Raw genomic sequence first — 18906 nt, forward strand, 5'->3', positions numbered from 1 at the left:
TGCCTCCGGGCGCGCAAGGAGCGTGACATGAGCTTTACTCTGGCCATCGTGGGCCGCCCGAATGTGGGCAAGTCGACCCTGTTCAACCGCCTCGTTGGCAAACGGCTGGCGTTGGTGGATGATACGCCCGGTGTCACGCGCGATTTGCGCGAAGGCGATGCCCGGCTGGGGGATCTGCGCTTTGTGGTGATCGATTCCGCCGGGCTTGAACTGGCCGAGGATGACAGCCTGCAGGGCCGGATGCGGCGGCTGACCGAACGCGCGGTCGAGGAGGCGGATATCTGCCTGTTCGTGATTGATGCGCGCATGGGGGTCACGCCCGCCGATGAAATCTTTGCCGATATTTTGCGCCGCAAGAACGCTCATGTGATCGTGGCGGCGAACAAGGCCGAGGGCGCGGCGGGCGATGCGGGCGCGCTCGAGGCCTGGGGGCTGGGCCTTGGCGAGCCGGTGCGCATCTCCGCCGAGCACGGCGAGGGGATGGACGATCTTTACGATACGCTGCGCCCGATCGCGGATGAATTCGCCGAAAGAAACGTTGCGCAGATGCCCGAGGTGGATGTTGCGCTTTCCGAGGACGATGCGGAGGAAGACGAGGGCGCGGTGCGCATGCCGACCGAGGCGCGACCGCTGCAACTTGCCGTCATCGGGCGGCCGAATGCGGGCAAATCCACGCTGATCAACAAGATCATCGGCGAGGACCGGCTCCTGACCGGCCCCGAGGCCGGGATCACCCGCGATGCGATCTCGGTGTCCACCTCCTTCATGGGCACGCCGATGCGGATCTGGGACACCGCCGGGATGCGCAAGAAGGCGAAGGTGGCGGGCAAGCTCGAAAAGCTTTCCGTCGCCGATGGCCTGCGCGCGGTGCGCTTTGCCGAGGTCGTGGTGGTGTTGCTCGATGTCAACATCCCGTTCGAGGTGCAGGATCTGCGGATTGCCGATTTTGCCGAGACCGAGGGCCGCGCGGTCGTGGTGGCGGCGAACAAATGGGATCTCGAGGAAGAGAAGACCGAGAAGCTGAAGGAGCTGCGCGAAAGCTTCGAGCGGCTTTTGCCGCAGCTTCGGGGGGCGCCGCTGGTGACGGTCTCGGCCAAGACCGGCAAGGGGCTCGACCGGTTGCATGCGGCGATCGTGAAGGCCTATGAAGTCTGGAACCGGCGCATTTCGACGGCGAAGCTGAACATGTGGCTCACCGCGATGACCGAGGCGCATCCGCCGCCCGCGCCGGGCGGGCGCCGCATCAAGCTGCGCTACATCACCCAGGCGAAGACCCGGCCGCCGGGGTTTGTGATCAAGGCGACCCATACCGAGCAGATCCCCGAAAGCTACGGGCGCTATCTGGTGAACGGGCTGCGCGCCGATTTCGACATGCCGGGCACGCCGATCCGGCTTTACTTCCGCGATCAGGGGAGCACCAACCCCTACAAGGAGCGCAAGAAGTCGATCCCCTCGCGGCTGACCAAGCATGTCGAGAAGAAGAAACACGACGCGCGCAAGGAAAAGGGGCTGCCCTCGAAACCGAAGGGCTGAGCCTTTGCGCGGGGTGTTTCGCTTCGGCAGGCCGAAGCGACCCGCCGGGGGGCTTGCAGCCCCCCGGACCCCCCGCCAGACCCTGCGCCGTTTTGTGACGCGCGCAACCGTTTGACCGGCACCCCTTCTGCCAAATGACGCGGCGCCGGTGCGGATCGCGGGCGCGGGGGCTGACCGCTGGCCCCGAGGCGCGCGCCGTGACCCCCTTCGGGCACGGCACAGCGAAATTCGCCCCTGATGTGTTTTGAAAGGGCGGCAGGCGCGGCCTGAAAATGCCCCGCCATGATCCAGGGCCCCTTGCCGTCTGCGCGGCAGGCTTTGCGATCACGCCGGGCAACCTCTGTCATACGCGAGGATGATGCGCCCGCAAGCGGGGAAGGGCGCGCTTCGGGCGTATTCTCCACACGAAGCGAAGCCCTTTATGTGCCGCGGGGGCGGATGGTAACAATATAATAAGTCATCTTGAATTATCTATTGACCGATGCCCCGACTCGCGCCAGAGTTTTGGTGGGTCAGGGAGGAACGGCCCGAACGGAACGGGAGGAGAGACCGTGATGATGCGCAAGGCTGCCCGGATCGGGGCGACCGTGGTTTTTGCGGCTGCGTTTGGCAGTGCGGCCTTTGCCGATGTCGGCGCCTGTCTGATCACCAAGACCGATACCAACCCTTTCTTCGTGAAAATGAAGGAGGGGGCGAGCGCAAAGGCCGAGGAGATGGGGATTGCGCTCTCAACCTATGCGGGGAAAATTGACGGTGATGTCGAGACCCAGATCGCCGCGGTCGAAAGCTGCATCGCGGCGGGGGCGAAAGGGATCCTGATCACCCCCTCGGACAGCCGCGCGCTTGCGCCGGTGGTGGGAAAGGCGCGAGAGGCCGGGCTGCTGGTGATTGCGCTCGATACGCCCTTTGAGCCGGCGGATGCCGCAGATGCCACCTTTGCCACCGACAACTTTCTGGCCGGTGAGATGATCGGCAAATGGGCGGCGGGCAAGATGGAAGATCCGGCGGGCGCGAAGATCGCGCTTTTGGATCTGAATCCCTCCGGGATCTCGGTTGATTATCTGCGTGATCAGGGGTTTTTGCAGGGCTTCGGCGTTGACGTGAAGGATGCAAAGATCATCGGGGACGAGGAAGATGCGCGCATCGTTGGCCATGATGTGACGAATGGCAACGAGGAGGGCGGGCGCACCGCGATGGAGAACCTGCTGCAAAAGGACAGCGGCGTGACCCTTGTCTACACGATCAACGAACCGGCTGCGGCGGGCGCCTATGAGGCGCTCAAGGCGGTGGGGCTTGAACATCAGGCGCTGATCGTCTCGGTCGATGGCGGGTGCCCGGGAGTGCAGAACGTGGCCGATGGCGTGATCGGCGCGACCGCGATGCAGTTTCCGCTGCTGATGGCCTCGAACGGCATCGAGGCGATTGCCGCCTATGCCGCCAATGGCACCAAGCCTGTCAATTCCGAGGGGCTCGATTTTGTCAATACCGGGGTCACGCTGGTGACCGATGCGCCGGTGGAGGGGGTGCCCTCGATCAGTTCCGAAGAAGCCCTGCACCAGTGCTGGGGGTAATGCGTGTGTAACGAGTGCCGGAGAGGCGGGAGGCCGCCTCTCCTTTTTTTCTGCCATGGGTGGGCAGGGTGTGAGTGGCTGGATGGCAGGGGAGGGCCGGATGGGGGAAACCGGGGGGGAGTCGGTTCGACAGGCGCCGCGCGGCCAGGATTTCGAACAGGTGTTGGTTTCGAGTGATGTGCGACTGGCGCGGTTCGAGGACCGCCCGCCGGGGATCATCGCCGCGCTTCAACACGGATTGCATGGTAACCCGACGCTGGTGCCGGTGATCGTGCTGGGGGTGGCTGTTGCCGTGTTTGGCCTTGTGGCGGGCGGAAAGTTCTTCTCGCCCTTCAACCTGAGCCTGATCTTGCAACAGGTCTCCATCATCGGCATTCTGGCGGCGGCGCAGGCGCTGATCGTGCTCACCGCGGGGATCGACCTCTCGGTCGCGGCGATCATGGTGCTGATGTCGGTGATTGCGGGCCATCTGGCCGTTTTTGCGGGCGTGCCGACGGTTCTGGCCTTGCTCGTCGCGTTTGCGGGCGGCACTGCGGCGGGGCTGTTGAACGGCTTTCTCGTCACCAAGGTGAAACTGCCGCCCTTCATCACCACGCTCGGGACGTGGTCGATCTTCTTTGCACTCAATCTCTGGCTCTCGGGCGCGCAGTCGATCCGCAGTCAGGATATTGACCGCACTGCGCCGCTGTTGAAATTCTGGGGGGAGGGCTTTGCCTTCTTTGGCGCGCGCGTCACCTTTGGCTCGCTCCTGATGATCGCGGTTTTTCTTGTGCTGTGGTACCTGCTCAACCGCACTGCCTGGGGCCGGCATGTCTATGCCGTGGGCGATGACCGCGAGGCGGCGGAGCTTGCGGGCATTCAGGCGGACCGGGTGCTGCTGTCGGTCTATGGGCTTTCGGGCTTTGTCTGCGCGATGGCCGCCTGGGCCTCGATTGGCCGGGTCGGCTCGATCTCGCCGCAGTCGTTTTACGAGGGCAACCTGCAATCCATCACCGCTGTCGTGGTGGGGGGGATCTCGCTCTTTGGCGGGCGCGGCTCGATTCTGGGCGCCTTGTTCGGCGCGCTCATCGTTGGCGTGTTTCAATCCGGCCTGCGCCTCGCCAATGTCGATGTGCTCTGGCAGGTGTTTGCGATTGGCTGGCTGATCATCCTTGCTGTCGCCATCGACCAATGGATTCGGAAGGTGTCACGATGAGCGGTCAACCGGTCCTTGCCGCGCGGGGTCTCGTCAAGCGTTATGGCCGGGTGACCGCGCTCGATCACGCCGATTTCGAGCTGATGCCGGGCGAGATCCTCGCGGTGATCGGCGACAATGGCGCGGGCAAGACCTCCCTGATCAAGGCGCTGTGCGGCGCGGTGCAGCCCGATGCGGGGGAGATCTTGCTTGATGGTCGCCCGGTGCGCTTTGCCTCGCCGCGCGAGGCGCAGGCGGCGGGGATTGCCACCGTCTATCAAACGCTCGCGCTTTCGCCCGCGCTTTCCATTGTCGACAACATGTTCATGGGGCGCGAGATCCGCAAGCCCGGCCTTGCCGGAACGCTGTTGCGCGCGCTCGACCGGGAGGCGATGCGCGCCTTTGCGCGCCAGAAGCTTTCGGATCTCGGGCTGATGACGATCCAGAATATCGACCAGCCGGTCGAAACGCTCTCGGGCGGCCAGCGGCAGGGAGTGGCCGTGGCGCGCGCCGCCGCCTTTGGCTCCAAGGTGATCATCCTGGATGAACCCACCGCCGCGCTGGGCGTGAAAGAGAGCCGGCGCGTGCTTGAACTCATTGTCGATGTGAAGGCCCGCGGCATCCCGATCATCCTGATTTCCCACAACATGCCGCATGTCTTCGAGGTGGCGGACCGCATTCACGTGCACCGCCTTGGCCGCCGCCTTTGCGTGATCGACCCGAAGACACACACAATGTCCGATGCCGTTGCCTATATGACAGGGGCGAAAATGCCCGCGGGCATGGAAGCCGCCTGAAAGCCACTCACGCGCGCCAACTGAGGCCCGGGGTTTTCCCGGGCCTTTTTTCTTGCCCGCCCCGCGCGGGCGCGCCAATCTGGCGCCGAGAGGCCAAGGGGCGGGGAGGACACATGAAACTGGTGCGGTTTGGTGAGACGGGGCAGGAAAAGCCGGGGCTGATGCATGCGGATGGCACTGTGCGCGACCTCAGTGCCGTGGTGCGCGACATCGACGGGGCGGCGCTTTCGGAGGCGGGGCTGTCGCGGTTGGGCTCGGTCAATGCCGCGAGCCTGCCGATCGTGCCCGAGGGCGTGCGGCTCGGTGCGCCGGTCGCCCGCGTCGGCAAGCTTATCGCGATCGGGCTCAATTATGCCGATCATGCGCAAGAGGCGGGGATGCAGGTGCCGCCCGAGCCGGTGGTTTTCATGAAAGCGACCACGGCGATTTGCGGCCCCGATGACGATGTTGAATGCCCGCGCGGTTCGGAAAAGCTCGACTGGGAGGTGGAGCTGGCCTTCGTGATCGGCACAAGGGCGAAATATGTGCCGCTGGAGGCGGCGATGGATCACGTGGCGGGCTATATGGTCTGCAACGATATTTCCGAGCGCGGCTTTCAGATCGAGCGCGCCGGGCAATGGGTGAAGGGCAAGAGCCACGACACCTTTGCCCCGCTTGGCCCCTGGCTTGTGACAAAAGACGAGGTGGCCGACCCGCAGGCGCTGCCACTCTGGCTGGAGGTGAACGGGGAGCCGATGCAGACCGGGACCACCGCCACGATGGTCTATGGTGTGGCCTATCTCGTGCATTACCTGAGCCAGTTCATGACGCTTGAGCCGGGCGACGTGATCACCACCGGCACGCCCCCCGGCGTGGGCATGGGGATGAAGCCGCCGCGGTTTCTGAAGGTGGGGGACCGGATCGGGCTCGGCATCAAGGGGCTGGGCCAGCAGCAACAACGCGTGGTGCAGGCGTGAGCGCCGCCGCGACTTATGCGCGGCTCGCGGCGGGGGATGCGGCGCGGCGCGTGGCCTTTTCGGTTGCAAAGCGCCGCGCGGTTCTGGCCCGTCTTGCCGAGGGGATCCGTGCGCGCGAGGCCGAGATCATGGCGGCGCTCGCCGCCGATCTGGGCAAGCCCGAGGTCGAGGTGCGGATTTCCGAGATCATCCCGGTGCTTTCGGAAATCCGCCACAGCGCGCGGCATCTGCAGCGCTGGGCGCGGCCGCGCCGGGTGATGCCGACGCTTGCGATGCTCGGCACCCGCGGCACGATCCGCCCCGAGCCGAAGGGTACGGTGCTGATCATCGCGCCATGGAATTACCCGTTCTGCCTCGCGCTCGGCCCCCTTGTCTCGGCGCTGGCGGCGGGCAATGCCGCGGTGATCAAACCCTCCGAGCTTGCCCCCGCCACCTCGGCCCTGATCGCCGCGCTGGTCAAGGACACGCTCCCCGAGGATCTTGTCGCGGTGGTCGAGGGCGGGGTCGAGACATCGACCGAGCTTTTGGCGCAGCCCTTCGACCATATCTTCTTTACCGGCTCGCCCGCGGTCGGGCGCGTGGTGATGGCGGCGGCGGCCAAGACCCTCGCCTCGGTCACGCTTGAGCTGGGCGGCAAGTCGCCCGTGATCCTTGGCGCGGGCGCAGATGTCAAAAAGGCGGCGCGGATGCTCGCCTGGGGCAAGTTCCAGAACGCGGGCCAGACCTGCATCGCGCCCGATCATGTCTTCGTGCCGCGCGCGATGGAGCCCGCCTTTACCGCCGCCCTGCGCGCCGAGATCGCGCGCATGTATGGCGCCGATCCTCTGGCCTCGCCCAGTTACGCGCGGCTTGTGGGCGCGCGCCATTTTGCACGGCTCAAAGGGATGCTCGACGAAGCCCTCTCCAAAGGGGCGACCCTTGTTGCGGGCGGCGCAGCGCAGGAGGCGGCGCGCTATCTTGCCCCCACCGTGCTGACCGGCGTGCCGGGGGAGACGGCGCTGATGCGCGAGGAGATCTTTGGCCCGGTGCTGCCGGTGATCGCCTATGACGATCTCGAGGCGGTGCTCGCGCAGATCGAGGCGGGGGAAAAGCCGCTTGCGCTTTATCTTTTTGCGCGTGACCGCGCGGTGATTGCGCGCATCACGGCGGCCACGACCTCTGGCGCGCTCGGCATCAATGTGACGCTCGCGCATTTCCTGCATCTCAATCTGCCATTTGGCGGGATCGGCACCTCCGGGCTTGGCGCCGCGCATGGGCGCTGGGGCTTTGCCGCCTTCAGCCATGCAAAGCCGGTGCTGGAGAACCGCTTTGCGGTGCTCGACCCGCTGATGCCGCCTTATACGACCTTCAGTGCGCGGCTGGCGCAGGCACTACAAAAGCTTGTGGGCTGATGGTTCGAAGGGCCAGAAATATGTCAGTTGGAAGGAAGTTGTTTACCTTAGGTAACTAGCATGCGGGCAACCCTCACTTGCCGTATGCCCGATGACCCTGACCATTTACGCCCTCGACAACCAGTTCGCGGCCTCCACCGGGAGGAATGTCGGCTCCGGGGCCGGAACATCCACATTCGATTACCCCCCCAATTCGAGCAAGGATCTGGTGATCGCATCGCAGCCGGGCGACAGCTCGCCCTATGTCTTCTCTCCGGGGGATGTTTACACGCTGACCTTTGGCGGCAATGGCGGCGACATGATCCAGAATGCGACGGTGATCCGCTCGGATTACATCAATCATGCGGGCGATACCGGCTATGCGGTGGTGTTCGAGGGGCTCGACAGCCATGGCGATCTGACACAGGTGGTCTGGACGCCGGATTTTGACCTTGAGAACTGGTATTGGAGCAATTTTTCCGGCGGCCATCCGCCCGGCTTTTACACCTCCGATCTCTCGGCCACGACGTATCAGATGCCCTGTTTCGAGGCGTCCACCCGGGTCGAGACCCCCTCTGGCCCGCGCACCATCGCCAGCCTGGCGCCCGGCGACAGGGTGCTGACCGCAGACAACGGGGCAGAGCCGCTGCGCTGGATCGGGCGGTTCGAGCGCGTCGGGTGGGGGCGGGCCACGCCGATCTGGATCGAGGCGGGCGTTTTGGGCAATGAGCGGCCGCTTTTGCTGAGCCGCCAGCATCGGGTGATGTTGCGCGACCCGGAGGCGGGCGAGGTGCTGGTGCCCGCGGCGGCGTTGCTCAACGGCGCAACGGTGCGGCTGCAACCGATGGAGCGCATCACCTACGTGCATCTGTTGTGCACCCGTCACGAGATCATCCGGGCCGAGGGCAGCCCCTGCGAAACCCTGCTGCTCAAGAGCAGCACCGCGGGGCGACAAGGGGCGCTCCATATTCCCGGCCTGCCGCAAGAGCTTGCTGCACTGTCGCAAGAGCCGTGCCGCCCGCTTTTGACCACACGGGCGGGCGAAACGCTCTGGGCGCAGATCTGCAGCGCAGGCGGGCGCAAGCGTGCGATGTTTGGCCGGCGCGGCGCGTCTCAGGCGGCGATCTTCACCTTCGTGCCCTGCACCGAGGGGAAGCATGCGAATTGCCGCCGTGCCTCGGCGCCCGAGGAGACGCCCGAGGGGACATCGGAGGCGGGCTGAGCCTGTGCCACCGGGGCTCTTGCCCCCGGCTCGAATTCGGCCCAAACCGGTGCCGAACAGGGAGGCGGGCATGGCGGAAGCGAAAACGGCGGGCGGGTGGAAGCTCTGGGCGGTGCTGGCGCTGCCACCGCTTTTCTGGGCGGGCAATTTCATCGTTGCGCGCGCCTCGCGTGGGGAATGGCCGCCGGTGGCGCTTTCCTTTGGCCGCTGGGCGATCGCGCTCCTCGCGCTTCTGCCCTTTGCCTGGCCGCATCTGAAACGCGACTGGCCGCTGTATCGGCGCTATTTCGGGCGCATTCTCCTGCTCACCCTGCCGGGGGTCGCGGCCTTCAACTCGCTCGTCTACTGGGGGCTGCAAAGCACCACGGCGACAAACGGGATGCTGCTCAATTCCGCCATTCCGCTTTTGATCCTTGCGCTCGGGGCGCTGTTCTGGGGGCAGCGGCTCACGCTCTGGGCGATCCTCGGGCTGCTTGTCTCCACCTTTGGCGTGGCGGTGGTGATCTTGCAGGGCTCCTGGGCACGGGCGGCGGCACTCGATTTCGCGCAAGGGGATCTGATCATCTTTGCCGCGATGGTGGCCTGGGCGTTTTACACCATCGGGCTGAAGCTCTTCCCGCCCGAGGTGAACCGGATCGGCCTTCTGGCGGTGCAGATCGCGCTGGCGCTGCCGATGCTCGCGCCCTTCCTCGCGGTCGAGATCGCCTCGGGACGGGTGCCGCACTGGAGCCCCGCCTCGATCGCGGCGCTGATCTATATCGGCATCGTGCCCTCGGTGCTGGCCTATCTCTTCTATACCAAGGCGGTGGCGATGGCGGGCCCGGCGCGGGCGGGGCAGTTCATCCATCTGTTGCCGGTTTACGGCGCGGTGCTCTCGGCGGCATTCCTGCACGAGCCCTTGCAGCTTTATCATGCTCTGGGCTTCGGGCTCATTCTGTCGGGGATCGTGCTGGCCGGTCGCGGCAAGTGATTTCGCTTGCAATGGCGGGGGGAGGAGGCTAGAAGGCCCCACTTCCGCGCTGATATGAACCGGCGATGCCTCTCGTGGTGGGTGGCGGAAGACTACACCCGCCGTTGAAGCCGCCTTGCGAAACAGGAGCCTACATGCCGCTTTACGAGCATGTCCTCATTGCGCGTCAGGATCTGTCCAACGCGCAGGCCGAAGGCCTTCTCGAACATTTTTCCGCCGTGATCGGTGACAACGGGGGCAAGATCCTCGGCACCGAATACTGGGGCGTGAAGACGATGGCCTACAAGATCAACAAGAACCGCAAGGGCCATTACGGCTTCCTGCGCACCGATGCGCCCGCCACCGCGGTGCAGGAGATGGAGCGTCTCGCCCGCCTGCATGACGACGTGATGCGCGTGCTCACCGTCAAGGTCGACGCCCATGACGAAGGCCCCTCGGTGCAGATGCAAAAGCGTGACGACCGCGAAGACCGTGGCGACCGCGGCGACCGTGGCCCCCGTGGCGACCGTGGCCCGCGCGAAGACCGCGGCCCGCGTCCCGAGCGTCGTTGATCCGAGGAGTTTGACCCATGGCTACCAAACCGTTTTTCCGTCGCCGCAAGGTCTGCCCGTTCTCCGGTGAGAACGCGCCGAAGATCGACTACAAGGACGTGCGCCTGCTGCAACGCTACATCTCGGAGCGTGGCAAGATCGTTCCCGCCCGCATCACCGCCGTCTCGGCCAAGAAACAGCGCGAACTGGCGCGTGCGATCAAACGCGCCCGCTTCCTCGCCCTGCTTCCCTATGCCGTGAAGTAAGGAGACCCTCCGATGCAAGTCATCCTGCTGGAACGCGTGGCCAAGCTTGGCCAGATGGGCGATGTCGTGAAGGTTCGCGACGGTTACGCCCGCAACTTCCTGCTGCCCCAGGGCAAGGCGCTGCGCGCCAACGAAGCCAATATCAAGAGCTTCGAAGCCCGCAAGGCGCAACTTGAGGCGACCAACCTCGAGACCAAGAAGGAAGCTGAAGCGCTGGCCGCCAAGCTCGACGGTCAGAAATTCGTGGTGATCCGTTCGGCCTCTGACGCCGGCGCGCTCTACGGCTCGGTCACCACCCGTGACGCGGCCGAAGCGGCGACGCTGGGCGGCTTCACGCTCGACAAACGCCAAGTGGCGCTGAAAGCCCCGATCAAGGATCTCGGTCTGCACGACGTGCACGTGATCCTGCACCCGGAAGTTTCGGCGACGATCACGCTCAACGTGGCGCGCTCGCCCGAGGAAGCCGAAATTCAGGCTTCGGGCAAGTCGATCCAGGAACTCGCTGCCGAAGCGGAAGCTGCGGCCGAATTCGAGATCGCCGAGCTTTTCGACGAAGTGGGCGCTGCGGCGGGCGACGACGAATAAGTCGTCCCCCCCTGACGTTTTTGAACCGCGCCCCATCGGGGCGCGGTTTTTGTTTGTGCTGTCGCCTCGGCAGGGCCGAGGCGACCCGGGCGGGGGGCTGCGCCCCCCGCACCCCCCCTCCGAAACGCTTCCGGCAGCGGGCGGAGCCTGCGGTGCGCGCGGGCGTGACCGTGCTGCGCGATTTGAAGGGATCTGTTAGAAGGGAGAGGGAAAGTTGCGAGGCGATGATGCGGATGCGCGGGCTGGTCTTGGGGCTGCTCTTCGGGCTGCTTGGCGGTGCGCCCGGCGCGGGGCGGGCCGATGTGCTGGTGATGGGCGATTCGCTTCTGGCGGTGAACGGGCTGCAAGGCGCTGCTGTCGCGGATGTGCTGCGCCGCCTTTTGCCGGCGGAGACGGTGCGTGACCGCGCCGTTCCGGGGGCGAGCTTCCTTTACCCGCTGCCGCTCACCGGCGCGCTGGGGCTGAGCATTCCCAAGCAATATGTGCCGGGCCGTTGGGACTGGGTGGTGCTCAACGGCGGCGGCAATGACGTGATGTGGCGCTGCGGTTGCGGGCCATGCCGGCGGGTGATGGACCGGCTGATCCGCCGGGACGGGGCAGGGGGCGCCATTGTCACCGAGGTGCGCAAGCTGCGCGCCACCGGTGCGCGGGTGCTCTTTGTGGGCTATCTGCGCTCGAACGGGTTCCAAAGCCCGATCGAGGCCTGCGCGGCGACCGGCGACGAGATCGACCGCCGCCTTGCGCGCATGGCCGCCGCCGATCCGGGCGTGCGCTTCCTGTCGCTCGCCGATCTCGTGCCTGCGGGCGACACGAGCTATTTTGCCCTCGACCGCATTCATCCCTCGCCGAAAGGATCGGCCGCGATTGCGGCGCGGATCGCGGCGGTGATCGTGGCTGTGATCGCGCCCTGAGGCGGGCCGCCCCGCCCGAAGGAGCCGGTCACGCGGCCGGGTTGTTCACCCATTCCCGCCGCGTTTCTGCGGCATTTTCGAAGCGTCGTTCTGCGGAAGGGGAGCTTGCTTCACGCGTGAAAAACCGTGCCGCACGTGTTCGGCCTCACCCCGGTGCGCTTTGCGATTGCCCCCTCGCCGTGGCGGGCGGGCGGGCCCCACCGGGGAGCGGGGCGCATGGAGCGGAGGATCATTTCGCGCGCCTTCAGCGTGCTGGCGCTGGTTTGCAGGGCCTCGGTCGAACATGGCAACCGCTTCGGTTGCGCCAACCGCCCGACGACCGCGCTGGCGCAACCCGCTTTTGTCGACCGGGCCGTGCTTCAGGCGAGCCGCGCGCTGCCCGCCCTTGCGGCATAATGCGGGCCAGGTCGGTGCCAAATGTGTTCGCCTGCGCGGACGCCATGCAAAAGGCCGCCCCGTGGGGCGGCCTTTGGTCACTGTCCGGTGACGGGGGGCGCTCAGAGTTCGTCGAGCGCTTCGATCGCCTTTTGCAGGTCTTCTTTCGTGACGTCCTTGTCGGTGACATTGGCACCGGCGACGATGAAGTCGATCACCTTGTCTTCAAAGATCGGCGCGCGGAGCTGTTGTTGCATCTGCGCGTTGCTCTTGACGAATTCGAAGAAGGCACGTTCCTGACCCGGGTATTGACGCGCGGCATTCATCACTGCTTGCGTCATCTCGGCATCGGTCACCTCGATCTGCTCGATCCGGCCAAGCTCGGCCAGCACGAGGCCAAGACGCACGCGGCGGTTGGCCAGCGTCTTGTGCTCGTCGGTCACGGTGATCTCGCCATGGTCATGGCCGTGGTGATCGGGGTTTTCCTCGTGCCAGAGCTGGTGCGCGATCTGGTTGGCTTCCGCCTCGACGAGCGAGGGCGGCAGCTCGAAGCTCATCTGGCCATCAAGGGCATCGAGCAGCGCGCGTTTGAGCACGGCACGGGCGGCGCCGGTGTATTCCATCTCCAGACGCTCGGCGACTTGGGCCTTGAGCGCGGCGAGGTCTTCGGCGCCGAATTTTTTCGCCAGCTCGTCGTCGATCTCGGCCGGTTTCGGGGCCTTCACCGCATGGACGTGGCATTTGAAGGTGGCTTCCTTGCCGGCCAGATGGGCGGCGCCGTATTGCTCGGGGAAGGACACTTTCACTTCGACATCTTCACCGGCCTTGGCGCCGACGAGCTGCTCTTCAAAGCCCGGGATGAACGAGCCCGAGCCGAGCACGAGCGGGTATTCCTCGCCCTTGCCGCCCTCGAAGGGTTCGTCGCCGAGGAAGCCCTCGAAGTCGATCACGACCTGGTCGCCGTCTTTCGCCTTGGTGCCTTTTTTGCGGTCTTCAAAATTCTGCGCCGATTTGGCGAGGTTTTCGAGCGCTTCGGTCACCGCGGCTTCCTCGGCTTTCACGACGAGGCGCTCCAGCGTGAGGGTCGAGCGGTCGAGCGTCGGGATCTCGGGGAGCGCTTCGAAGCTGACGGTGAAGGTGGCGTCGGAACCGGGTTTCCAGTCCTGGCCGTTTTCCATCTCGATTTTCGGCTCCATCGCGGGGCGCTCGTTCGAGGTGGAGAGGATTTCCTTCAGGCCGGCGTCCACGCTCTCGTTGAGCACGTCGCCAAGGATGCGGTCGCCGAATTGCTTGCGCAGGATCGCCATCGGCACCTTGCCCTTGCGGAAGCCCTTGATCTCGACTTCGGGCTGCGCCTCGGCGAGCTTGGCAGTGACTTTCTCCTCCAGCTCGGCGCCGGTCAGGGTGAAGCTGTAGCCGCGCTTGAGGCCTTCGTTGAGGGTCTGGGTGACCTGCATGGGGTTTCCTCTGGTTCAGGCGCGCGGATCCGCACGCATCTGGCAAAAATTTCAGCCGCCCTTCTAGGGGCTCGGGGCCTGACTGGCAAGGCGAAAGGCTTGGGCCAAAGGGGGGAGGGGCGCAAATCTTTTCACGCCAGCGTCACGGGTTTGTCGCCATCTGTGGCCCCCCGGGGCGGTGGCGTCACGGCGCGCGCGGGCGCCGGGCCGCTCAGATGGTGCGGGTGAAGGGACTCGAACCCCCACGCCAAGGCGCCAGAACCTAAATCTGGTGCGTCTACCAATTTCGCCACACCCGCATCCGCCCGCTTCTAGCAAGGCGCGGCGCCTCTGGGTAGGGGGCGGTTTGCGAAATCGCAAGATTGCTCTGCGAAGCTGTGCCCGACTGGCCCCCCTGCAGGCGCTCCGGTGGCGCGGGGCGGAACTCGGGGCGAGATCTGGAGGGTGATCGGATGAGGCGTTTTTCCCGAGGGTCCATGACGGCGCTGGTGGCGCTGATGCTGGGGCTGGTCGCGTCGGGCCTGCTTTGGCCCGAGGGCCTGTTCGGGGCGCTGGCGGGGACCGGCGCGCGCTTCGGGGCCGGAACGGGCGCGGGGGGCGGGCCGGATCAGGTGATCACCACTTACGACGGGCGGCGGATTCGCGTGGCGGCTCTGGGCTGCCTCGAGATCGAGATTCAGGCCCGGATCGAAACCGAATGGCGCCGCGCCTTTGGGGCGGAATCGGCGCGCCCCGGGCTGCTGCGCCCCGCCTCCGAGCCGGGGTTTGCCGCGCTCGCGGCGGCGCATTGTGCCCGCTGAGCCCGCCGCGGCTGTGGCGCAAAGGAAACGATCCGGCGGCCCGCACCGGATTCGCACGAAAGAGACGAACCTTTTGCTCGCCAGCACGGGGCGCTTCGCCTAGGCTTTTTTGCAAGGTCGCAAAGACCACAAGGGCCAAAGGCCGAACGAGCACGGTACCCGATGGACGACATCCCCAGCGGGCGCGCAGGCGGGGCCTTCGGGCCTGCTGCCGTGGCGCCGTCATTCATTCTCGATTTGCCGGTTGCGCCGGGGGGCACGCCGCGGCTGGGCCGCCCCGGGCTGACGGCCGGAGCGGAGGTGGCCACGCTTGAGGGCGTGCTGCCGGTGGAATATCTGAGCCCCGGGGAGCGGGTGGTCACGCGGGCCGGGGCGCGGGTGTTGCGCGCGGTGACGACATTGCCGCTGATCACCGATCTGGTGCGGATTGCGCCGGGCACCTTCGGGAGGGGGCGGCCGGGCACGGCGCTGATCCTTGGGGCGGGAACAGAGGTGCTGCTGCGCGACTGGCGCGCGCAGGCGCTGTTTGGCCGGGCGCAGGCGCTTGTTGCGGTGTCGCGGGTGATTGACGGGCGGTTTGTCACCCGCGTGACCGGGGGCAAGATGCGGCTTTACGGGCTGCATTTCGATCATCCCGAAGTGATTTATGCCGAAGGCGTTGAAATCGGCTGCGCGCCGCTGCGGATGCAGGCTGTGGCGGGCGTGCGTTAAACGCCAAGCGCGCGAAACACCCCCGGCAGCGCCTCTGGCAAATCTTCGGCGATGAGGCCGGGGCCGAAATGGCGTGCCGCAGCGGCATGCAGCCAGGTTCCGGTGCAGGCGGCCTCAAAGGGGGCGAGCCCGCGCGCCATCAGCCCGGCGATCAGCCCGGCCAGCACATCGCCCGAGCCCGCGGTGGCAAGCCATGGCGCGGCGAGATCTCCGCTGGCGGAATGGACGGCGATTTCGTCGGTTGCGGCGGCGATCACCGTGTCATGCCCCTTGAGCAGCACCGTGCAGCCCGCGCGCGCCGCCGCGCGGCGCGTGGCCTCGATCTTGTTCAACTCGCCCGCCTCCCAGGCCCCGGCGAGATCGGGGAACAGGCGGCGGAACTCACCGGGATGCGGTGTCATCACCACCTTGTCGTGGAGCGTGTTGAAGAGCGGGCCGGGATCATGTTCGAAGGCGGTGAGCGCATCGGCATCGAGCACCGTCGCGCGCCGCCCCCAGAGCGCGCCGGGCACCATCTCCAGCGCGCGCGGCGCACCGAGCCCCGGCCCGAGGCAGAGCGCGTTGAGCCGGGTATCGGCGAACATGCCGCGCAGCGTATAGGCATCGGGCAGCGCGGTCAGCATCACCGAGGTCAGATGCGCGGCGTTTTCGGCAAGGCTCACCTGCGGGCAGGCGAGCGTCACGACCCCGGCGCCAACCCGGAGCGCCGCGCGTGCCGCGAGCCGTGCCGCGCCGCCGCGCCCGGGGCCGCCCGCCAGCACAAGCGCATGGCCATGGCAAAACTTGTGATCTTCGAGGCCTTTGGTCAGCGCGGCGCGCATTGTCTCGGTCAGGGTGATCTGGCGGATCATCGGCGCCTCCGGGGATTGCGCGGAAATCATAACTTACAACCTTTGTCTGAAAAGGGTGAATCTGAGCTGCAGTTTAAAGACCGATGGATTTTACCACGAGCTTGCCGCACAGCGTGGGGCCTTGGCCGGTCAGATGGCCGGGCTTGGCGGCGTGAAAGGTGACGGTGAGATCGGCCTTGCAGGCGGTGCCCTGACGCCAATGCCAAGGGCCCATCGGCAGGCCCGGAGGCGGCGCCACCGCCCCGGTATCGGCATCGAGGCCGGAGGGGACGTCGAGCGCCACCACGCGCTCGGCCAAAATCCCCCGCTGCTGGGCCCAGAACATGTCGCGCAGGGGATCTGGCAGCGGGGTCGAGAGGCCGATGCCGAAGCCCGCATCGACAAGGAGCGTGTAGCGCGGGGCCCGGGCGTGGCGCAGGACGCGCGCCAAGGTGCGCAAGGAATGCGCCTTTCCCTCTGCGCACCAGAGTTCGCGCGCGCGCTCGGCGTCGGGCCGCCATGCCGAGCTTGTGCCGAAGCGGAAAACATCGACGCGCCAGCCACGCGCCTTCAACAGCCGCGCCACCACATAGCCATCACCGCCGTTGTTGCCCGGCCCGCAGATCACAACGGCCTTGCCGGGCGCCGTGGCCAGATCGGGCCAGGTCTCACAGATCGCCTCGACGGCGCCCGCGCCCGCGCGCTCCATCAGCGCAAATCCGGTGACTGCGCCGGAGGCGATGGCCGTTTGTTCGATGGCGCGCATTTGGGCGGTTGTGACGATTTGTGGCATATTTCGCTTTTCCTGTTTTCTTTTTGCACGAAAAATGAGCTTACTGCGGAAACTCTCATCGCCCTTTCGGGAATCCCTCGGCGCCATGGACATGGGCGAGGCTAGTCGATTGCGGGGCGGGCTGGAAAGTGCTGAGAGAGGTGCGGCAAGATCGAAAGGGGGAGTCGGCGCATGAAGAAGGTCGAGGCGATCATCAAGCCCTTCAAGCTCGATGAAGTGAAAGAAGCGCTTCAGGAAGCGGGAATTCAGGGGCTCAGCGTGATCGAGGTGAAAGGCTTCGGTCGGCAAAAGGGCCATACGGAGCTCTATCGCGGGGCCGAATATGTCGTCGATTTCCTGCCCAAGGTGAAGATCGAGATGGTGCTGCCGGACGAGATGGTGGACACCGCGATCGAAGCCATCGTGGGCGCCGCGCGCACCGAAAAAATCGGTGACGGCAAGATCTTCGTGTCTTCTGTCGAACAGGCGATTCGTATCCGCACCGGCGAGACCGGCGAAGACGCGGTCTGACGCTTCTCGAATGTCGGGCTTCGGCCCAAGACCCATGCTCAACGAAAGGGTAGTTGCAATGAGCGCAGTGAAAAAGGCTCTCGAACTGATGGCGGCGGAGGAAGTCGAATATGTCGACGTCCGTTTCACCGACCCGCGCGGCAAGCTTCAGCACGTGACGCTGATGGCTGACCTCGTGGATGAAGACTTCTTTGAAGAAGGCTTCATGTTCGATGGTTCCTCGATCGCCGGCTGGAAATCGATTGACCAGTCGGACATGAAACTGATCCCGGATGCGGAATCGGTCTACATCGACCCGTTCTACGCCGAAAAAACCATGTGCGTGCACTGCAACGTTGTCGAACCGGACACCGGCGAAGCCTATTCGCGTGACCCGCGCTCGACCGCGCTGAAAGCGGAAGCCTATCTGAAGTCCTCGGGCATCGGTGACGCCGCCTATTTCGGCCCGGAAGCTGAATTCTTCATCTTCGACGACGTGCGCTACTCGGTGACCCCGGCGAAAGTGGCCTACCAGATCGACGCCGAAGCGGCGGCCTGGAACACCGATGCGGAAATCGAGATGGGCAACCTCGCCCACCGCGCCGGCCACAAGGGCGGCTACTTCCCGGTGAACCCGGTTGACGAAGCGCAAGACCTGCGCTCGGAAATGCTCTCGACCATGAAGCGCATGGGCATGAGCGTTGACAAGCATCACCACGAAGTGGCGACTTGCCAGCACGAACTCGGGCTGATCTTCGGTTCGCTCACCAAGCAAGCCGACAACATCCTGAAATACAAATACGTCATCCAGAACGTTGCGCATGCCTATGGCAAGACCGTGACCTTCATGCCGAAGCCCATGAAGGGCGACAACGGCTCGGGCATGCACGTGAACATGTCGATCTGGAAAGACGGCAAGCCGCTCTTTGCCGGCGACAAATACGCCGACCTGAGCCAAGAGGCGCTCTACTTCATCGGCGGTATCCTCAAGCATGCGAAAGCGCTCAACGCGCTGACCAACCCGGCGACCAACTCCTACAAGCGTCTGATCCCGGGCTTCGAAGCCCCGGTGCTGCGTGCCTTCTCGGCGCGCAACCGCTCGGGCTGCGTGCGTATTCCGTGGACCGAATCGCCGAAGGCGAAACGTGTGGAAGCCCGCTTCCCCGATCCGGCGGCGAACCCCTATCTGGCGTTTGCGGCGCTCCTGATGGCCGGCCTCGACGGCATCAAGAACAAGATCGATCCGGGCCCGGCTTCGGACAAAGACCTCTACGATCTGCCGCCCGAAGAACTGGCCGCGATCCCGACCGTTTGCGGTTCGCTCCGTGAAGCGCTTGAAGAGCTGGAAAAAGATCACGACTTCCTGCTCGCGGGCGACGTGTTCACCAAAGACCAGCTCGAAGGCTACATGGCCCTCAAGTGGGAAGAAGTGTATGCCTATGAGCACACCCCCCACCCGGTCGAATACCAGCTGTACTATTCCTGCTGAGAGGCAGAACAGGCACGGGAAGGGCGCTCTTCGGAGCGCCCTTTTCGTTTGGCCCCGCGACCATTTGGCCGCTCCAG

The 18906-nt window shown here is 65.5% G+C and carries 20 protein-coding genes and 1 tRNA gene; 17 read left to right on the top strand and 4 right to left on the bottom strand.

Features of this window, described 5'->3' with window-relative positions; genetic code table 11:
- Positions 1-27: 27 nt before the first annotated feature.
- The 13 genes from der (at position 28) to ACFSM0_RS13720 (ending at position 12281) form a co-directional block, all read left to right on the top strand.
- Positions 28-1533 (top strand): ribosome biogenesis GTPase Der, encoded by a 1506-nt coding sequence (gene der, locus ACFSM0_RS13660; RefSeq protein ID WP_377391380.1) that lies wholly within the window; start codon positions 28-30, stop codon positions 1531-1533.
- Between the two features lie 557 nt (positions 1534-2090).
- Positions 2091-3104 carry a substrate-binding domain-containing protein gene (locus tag ACFSM0_RS13665; protein ID WP_377392470.1) on the top strand — a complete coding sequence of 338 codons (1014 nt, stop codon included), beginning with the start codon at positions 2091-2093 and terminating at the stop codon, positions 3102-3104.
- Between the two features lie 100 nt (positions 3105-3204).
- Positions 3205-4299 (top strand): ABC transporter permease, encoded by a 1095-nt coding sequence (locus ACFSM0_RS13670; protein ID WP_377391383.1) that lies wholly within the window; start codon positions 3205-3207, stop codon positions 4297-4299.
- Positions 4296-5075, top strand: a complete 780-nt coding sequence (locus tag ACFSM0_RS13675) for an ATP-binding cassette domain-containing protein (protein ID WP_377391386.1) — start codon at positions 4296-4298, stop codon at positions 5073-5075. Before ACFSM0_RS13670 ends, ACFSM0_RS13675 begins: the two co-directional genes overlap by 4 nt.
- Before the next feature lie 113 nt (positions 5076-5188).
- Positions 5189-6031 carry a fumarylacetoacetate hydrolase family protein gene (locus tag ACFSM0_RS13680; protein ID WP_377391389.1) on the top strand — a complete coding sequence of 281 codons (843 nt, stop codon included), beginning with the start codon at positions 5189-5191 and terminating at the stop codon, positions 6029-6031.
- On the top strand, positions 6028-7422 hold the full coding sequence (locus ACFSM0_RS13685) for an aldehyde dehydrogenase family protein (RefSeq protein WP_377391392.1): 1395 nt from the start codon (positions 6028-6030) through the stop codon (positions 7420-7422). The genes ACFSM0_RS13680 and ACFSM0_RS13685 overlap by 4 nt, the downstream gene beginning before the upstream one ends.
- A 91-nt stretch (positions 7423-7513) precedes the next feature.
- Positions 7514-8623: a Hint domain-containing protein gene (locus ACFSM0_RS13690; protein ID WP_377391395.1), complete on the top strand. Its 1110-nt coding sequence runs from the start codon at positions 7514-7516 to the stop codon at positions 8621-8623.
- A 70-nt stretch (positions 8624-8693) separates the two neighbouring features.
- A complete protein-coding gene (locus ACFSM0_RS13695; RefSeq protein WP_377391398.1) occupies positions 8694-9593 on the top strand; it encodes a DMT family transporter in 900 nt (299 codons plus the stop codon).
- A 134-nt stretch (positions 9594-9727) separates the two neighbouring features.
- Positions 9728-10144: a 30S ribosomal protein S6 gene (rpsF, locus tag ACFSM0_RS13700; RefSeq protein WP_377391401.1), complete on the top strand. Its 417-nt coding sequence runs from the start codon at positions 9728-9730 to the stop codon at positions 10142-10144.
- A gap of 17 nt (positions 10145-10161) precedes the next feature.
- On the top strand, positions 10162-10389 hold the full coding sequence (gene rpsR / locus ACFSM0_RS13705; RefSeq protein WP_097069048.1) for a 30S ribosomal protein S18: 228 nt from the start codon (positions 10162-10164) through the stop codon (positions 10387-10389).
- 12 nt (positions 10390-10401) lie between these two features.
- Positions 10402-10974 carry a 50S ribosomal protein L9 gene (rplI, locus tag ACFSM0_RS13710; RefSeq protein WP_377391405.1) on the top strand — a complete coding sequence of 191 codons (573 nt, stop codon included), beginning with the start codon at positions 10402-10404 and terminating at the stop codon, positions 10972-10974.
- Positions 10975-11207: 233 nt separating this feature from the next.
- On the top strand, positions 11208-11885 hold the full coding sequence (locus tag ACFSM0_RS13715; RefSeq protein ID WP_377391408.1) for an SGNH/GDSL hydrolase family protein: 678 nt from the start codon (positions 11208-11210) through the stop codon (positions 11883-11885).
- 216 nt (positions 11886-12101) lie between these two features.
- On the top strand, positions 12102-12281 hold the full coding sequence (locus ACFSM0_RS13720; protein ID WP_377391411.1) for a hypothetical protein: 180 nt from the start codon (positions 12102-12104) through the stop codon (positions 12279-12281).
- A 101-nt stretch (positions 12282-12382) separates the two neighbouring features.
- On the opposite strand, the gene tig is transcribed toward ACFSM0_RS13720, so the two are convergent.
- Both tig and ACFSM0_RS13730 read right to left on the bottom strand, forming a co-directional pair.
- Positions 12383-13717, bottom strand: coding sequence for a trigger factor (gene tig / locus ACFSM0_RS13725; protein WP_377391414.1), 1335 nt, complete (start codon positions 13715-13717; stop codon positions 12383-12385).
- A 216-nt stretch (positions 13718-13933) separates the two neighbouring features.
- Positions 13934-14016 (bottom strand) — tRNA-Leu (locus tag ACFSM0_RS13730).
- Between the two features lie 177 nt (positions 14017-14193).
- Between ACFSM0_RS13730 and ACFSM0_RS13735 the strand changes: the two genes are divergently transcribed.
- Together ACFSM0_RS13735 and ACFSM0_RS13740 are read left to right on the top strand one after the other, a co-directional pair.
- Complete coding sequence (locus ACFSM0_RS13735; RefSeq protein WP_377391417.1) at positions 14194-14517, top strand: hypothetical protein; 324 nt, start codon at positions 14194-14196, stop codon at positions 14515-14517.
- 162 nt (positions 14518-14679) lie between these two features.
- Complete coding sequence (locus ACFSM0_RS13740; protein ID WP_377391420.1) at positions 14680-15228, top strand: Hint domain-containing protein; 549 nt, start codon at positions 14680-14682, stop codon at positions 15226-15228.
- Here the strand turns inward: ACFSM0_RS13740 and ACFSM0_RS13745 are convergent.
- The gene (locus ACFSM0_RS13745; protein WP_377391422.1) at positions 15225-16079 is read right to left on the bottom strand and encodes an NAD(P)H-hydrate dehydratase; all 855 of its coding nucleotides are present in this window, start codon (positions 16077-16079) and stop codon (positions 15225-15227) included. The genes ACFSM0_RS13740 and ACFSM0_RS13745 overlap by 4 nt on opposite strands.
- A 73-nt stretch (positions 16080-16152) precedes the next feature.
- Positions 16153-16851: an NAD(P)H-hydrate epimerase gene (locus tag ACFSM0_RS13750; RefSeq protein ID WP_377391425.1), complete on the bottom strand. Its 699-nt coding sequence runs from the start codon at positions 16849-16851 to the stop codon at positions 16153-16155.
- Between the two features lie 171 nt (positions 16852-17022).
- On the opposite strand from ACFSM0_RS13750, the gene ACFSM0_RS13755 reads away from it, so the two are divergent.
- Both ACFSM0_RS13755 and glnA read left to right on the top strand, forming a co-directional pair.
- On the top strand, positions 17023-17361 hold the full coding sequence (locus tag ACFSM0_RS13755; protein WP_097069989.1) for a P-II family nitrogen regulator: 339 nt from the start codon (positions 17023-17025) through the stop codon (positions 17359-17361).
- 58 nt (positions 17362-17419) lie between these two features.
- Positions 17420-18829, top strand: coding sequence for a type I glutamate--ammonia ligase (gene glnA, locus ACFSM0_RS13760; RefSeq protein ID WP_377392473.1), 1410 nt, complete (start codon positions 17420-17422; stop codon positions 18827-18829).
- Positions 18830-18906: the final 77 nt, after the last annotated feature.

Source organism: Rhodobacter lacus (assembly GCF_042683065.1).
GTDB lineage: Bacteria > Pseudomonadota > Alphaproteobacteria > Rhodobacterales > Rhodobacteraceae > Rhodobacter > Rhodobacter lacus.

Bases quoted from the DNA above. Each gene is read 5' to 3' on its own strand.
- ACFSM0_RS13675 (WP_377391386.1), top strand. From the start codon at position 4,296: ATGAGCGGTCAACCGGTCCTTGCCGCGCGGGGTCTCGTCAAGCGTTAT.
- ACFSM0_RS13715 (WP_377391408.1), top strand. From the start codon at position 11,208: ATGCGCGGGCTGGTCTTGGGGCTGCTCTTCGGGCTGCTTGGCGGTGCG.
- rplI (WP_377391405.1), top strand. From the start codon at position 10,402: ATGCAAGTCATCCTGCTGGAACGCGTGGCCAAGCTTGGCCAGATGGGC.
- ACFSM0_RS13665 (WP_377392470.1), top strand. From the start codon at position 2,091: ATGCGCAAGGCTGCCCGGATCGGGGCGACCGTGGTTTTTGCGGCTGCG.
- ACFSM0_RS13745 (WP_377391422.1), bottom strand. From the start codon at position 16,079: ATGATCCGCCAGATCACCCTGACCGAGACAATGCGCGCCGCGCTGACC.
- ACFSM0_RS13750 (WP_377391425.1), bottom strand. From the start codon at position 16,851: ATGCCACAAATCGTCACAACCGCCCAAATGCGCGCCATCGAACAAACG.
- der (WP_377391380.1), top strand. From the start codon at position 28: ATGAGCTTTACTCTGGCCATCGTGGGCCGCCCGAATGTGGGCAAGTCG.
- ACFSM0_RS13720 (WP_377391411.1), top strand. From the start codon at position 12,102: ATGGAGCGGAGGATCATTTCGCGCGCCTTCAGCGTGCTGGCGCTGGTT.
- tig (WP_377391414.1), bottom strand. From the start codon at position 13,717: ATGCAGGTCACCCAGACCCTCAACGAAGGCCTCAAGCGCGGCTACAGC.
- ACFSM0_RS13755 (WP_097069989.1), top strand. From the start codon at position 17,023: ATGAAGAAGGTCGAGGCGATCATCAAGCCCTTCAAGCTCGATGAAGTG.
- glnA (WP_377392473.1), top strand. From the start codon at position 17,420: ATGAGCGCAGTGAAAAAGGCTCTCGAACTGATGGCGGCGGAGGAAGTC.
- rpsR (WP_097069048.1), top strand. From the start codon at position 10,162: ATGGCTACCAAACCGTTTTTCCGTCGCCGCAAGGTCTGCCCGTTCTCC.
- rpsF (WP_377391401.1), top strand. From the start codon at position 9,728: ATGCCGCTTTACGAGCATGTCCTCATTGCGCGTCAGGATCTGTCCAAC.
- ACFSM0_RS13670 (WP_377391383.1), top strand. From the start codon at position 3,205: ATGGGGGAAACCGGGGGGGAGTCGGTTCGACAGGCGCCGCGCGGCCAG.
- ACFSM0_RS13740 (WP_377391420.1), top strand. From the start codon at position 14,680: ATGGACGACATCCCCAGCGGGCGCGCAGGCGGGGCCTTCGGGCCTGCT.
- ACFSM0_RS13690 (WP_377391395.1), top strand. From the start codon at position 7,514: ATGACCCTGACCATTTACGCCCTCGACAACCAGTTCGCGGCCTCCACC.
- ACFSM0_RS13695 (WP_377391398.1), top strand. From the start codon at position 8,694: ATGGCGGAAGCGAAAACGGCGGGCGGGTGGAAGCTCTGGGCGGTGCTG.
- ACFSM0_RS13680 (WP_377391389.1), top strand. From the start codon at position 5,189: ATGAAACTGGTGCGGTTTGGTGAGACGGGGCAGGAAAAGCCGGGGCTG.
- ACFSM0_RS13735 (WP_377391417.1), top strand. From the start codon at position 14,194: ATGACGGCGCTGGTGGCGCTGATGCTGGGGCTGGTCGCGTCGGGCCTG.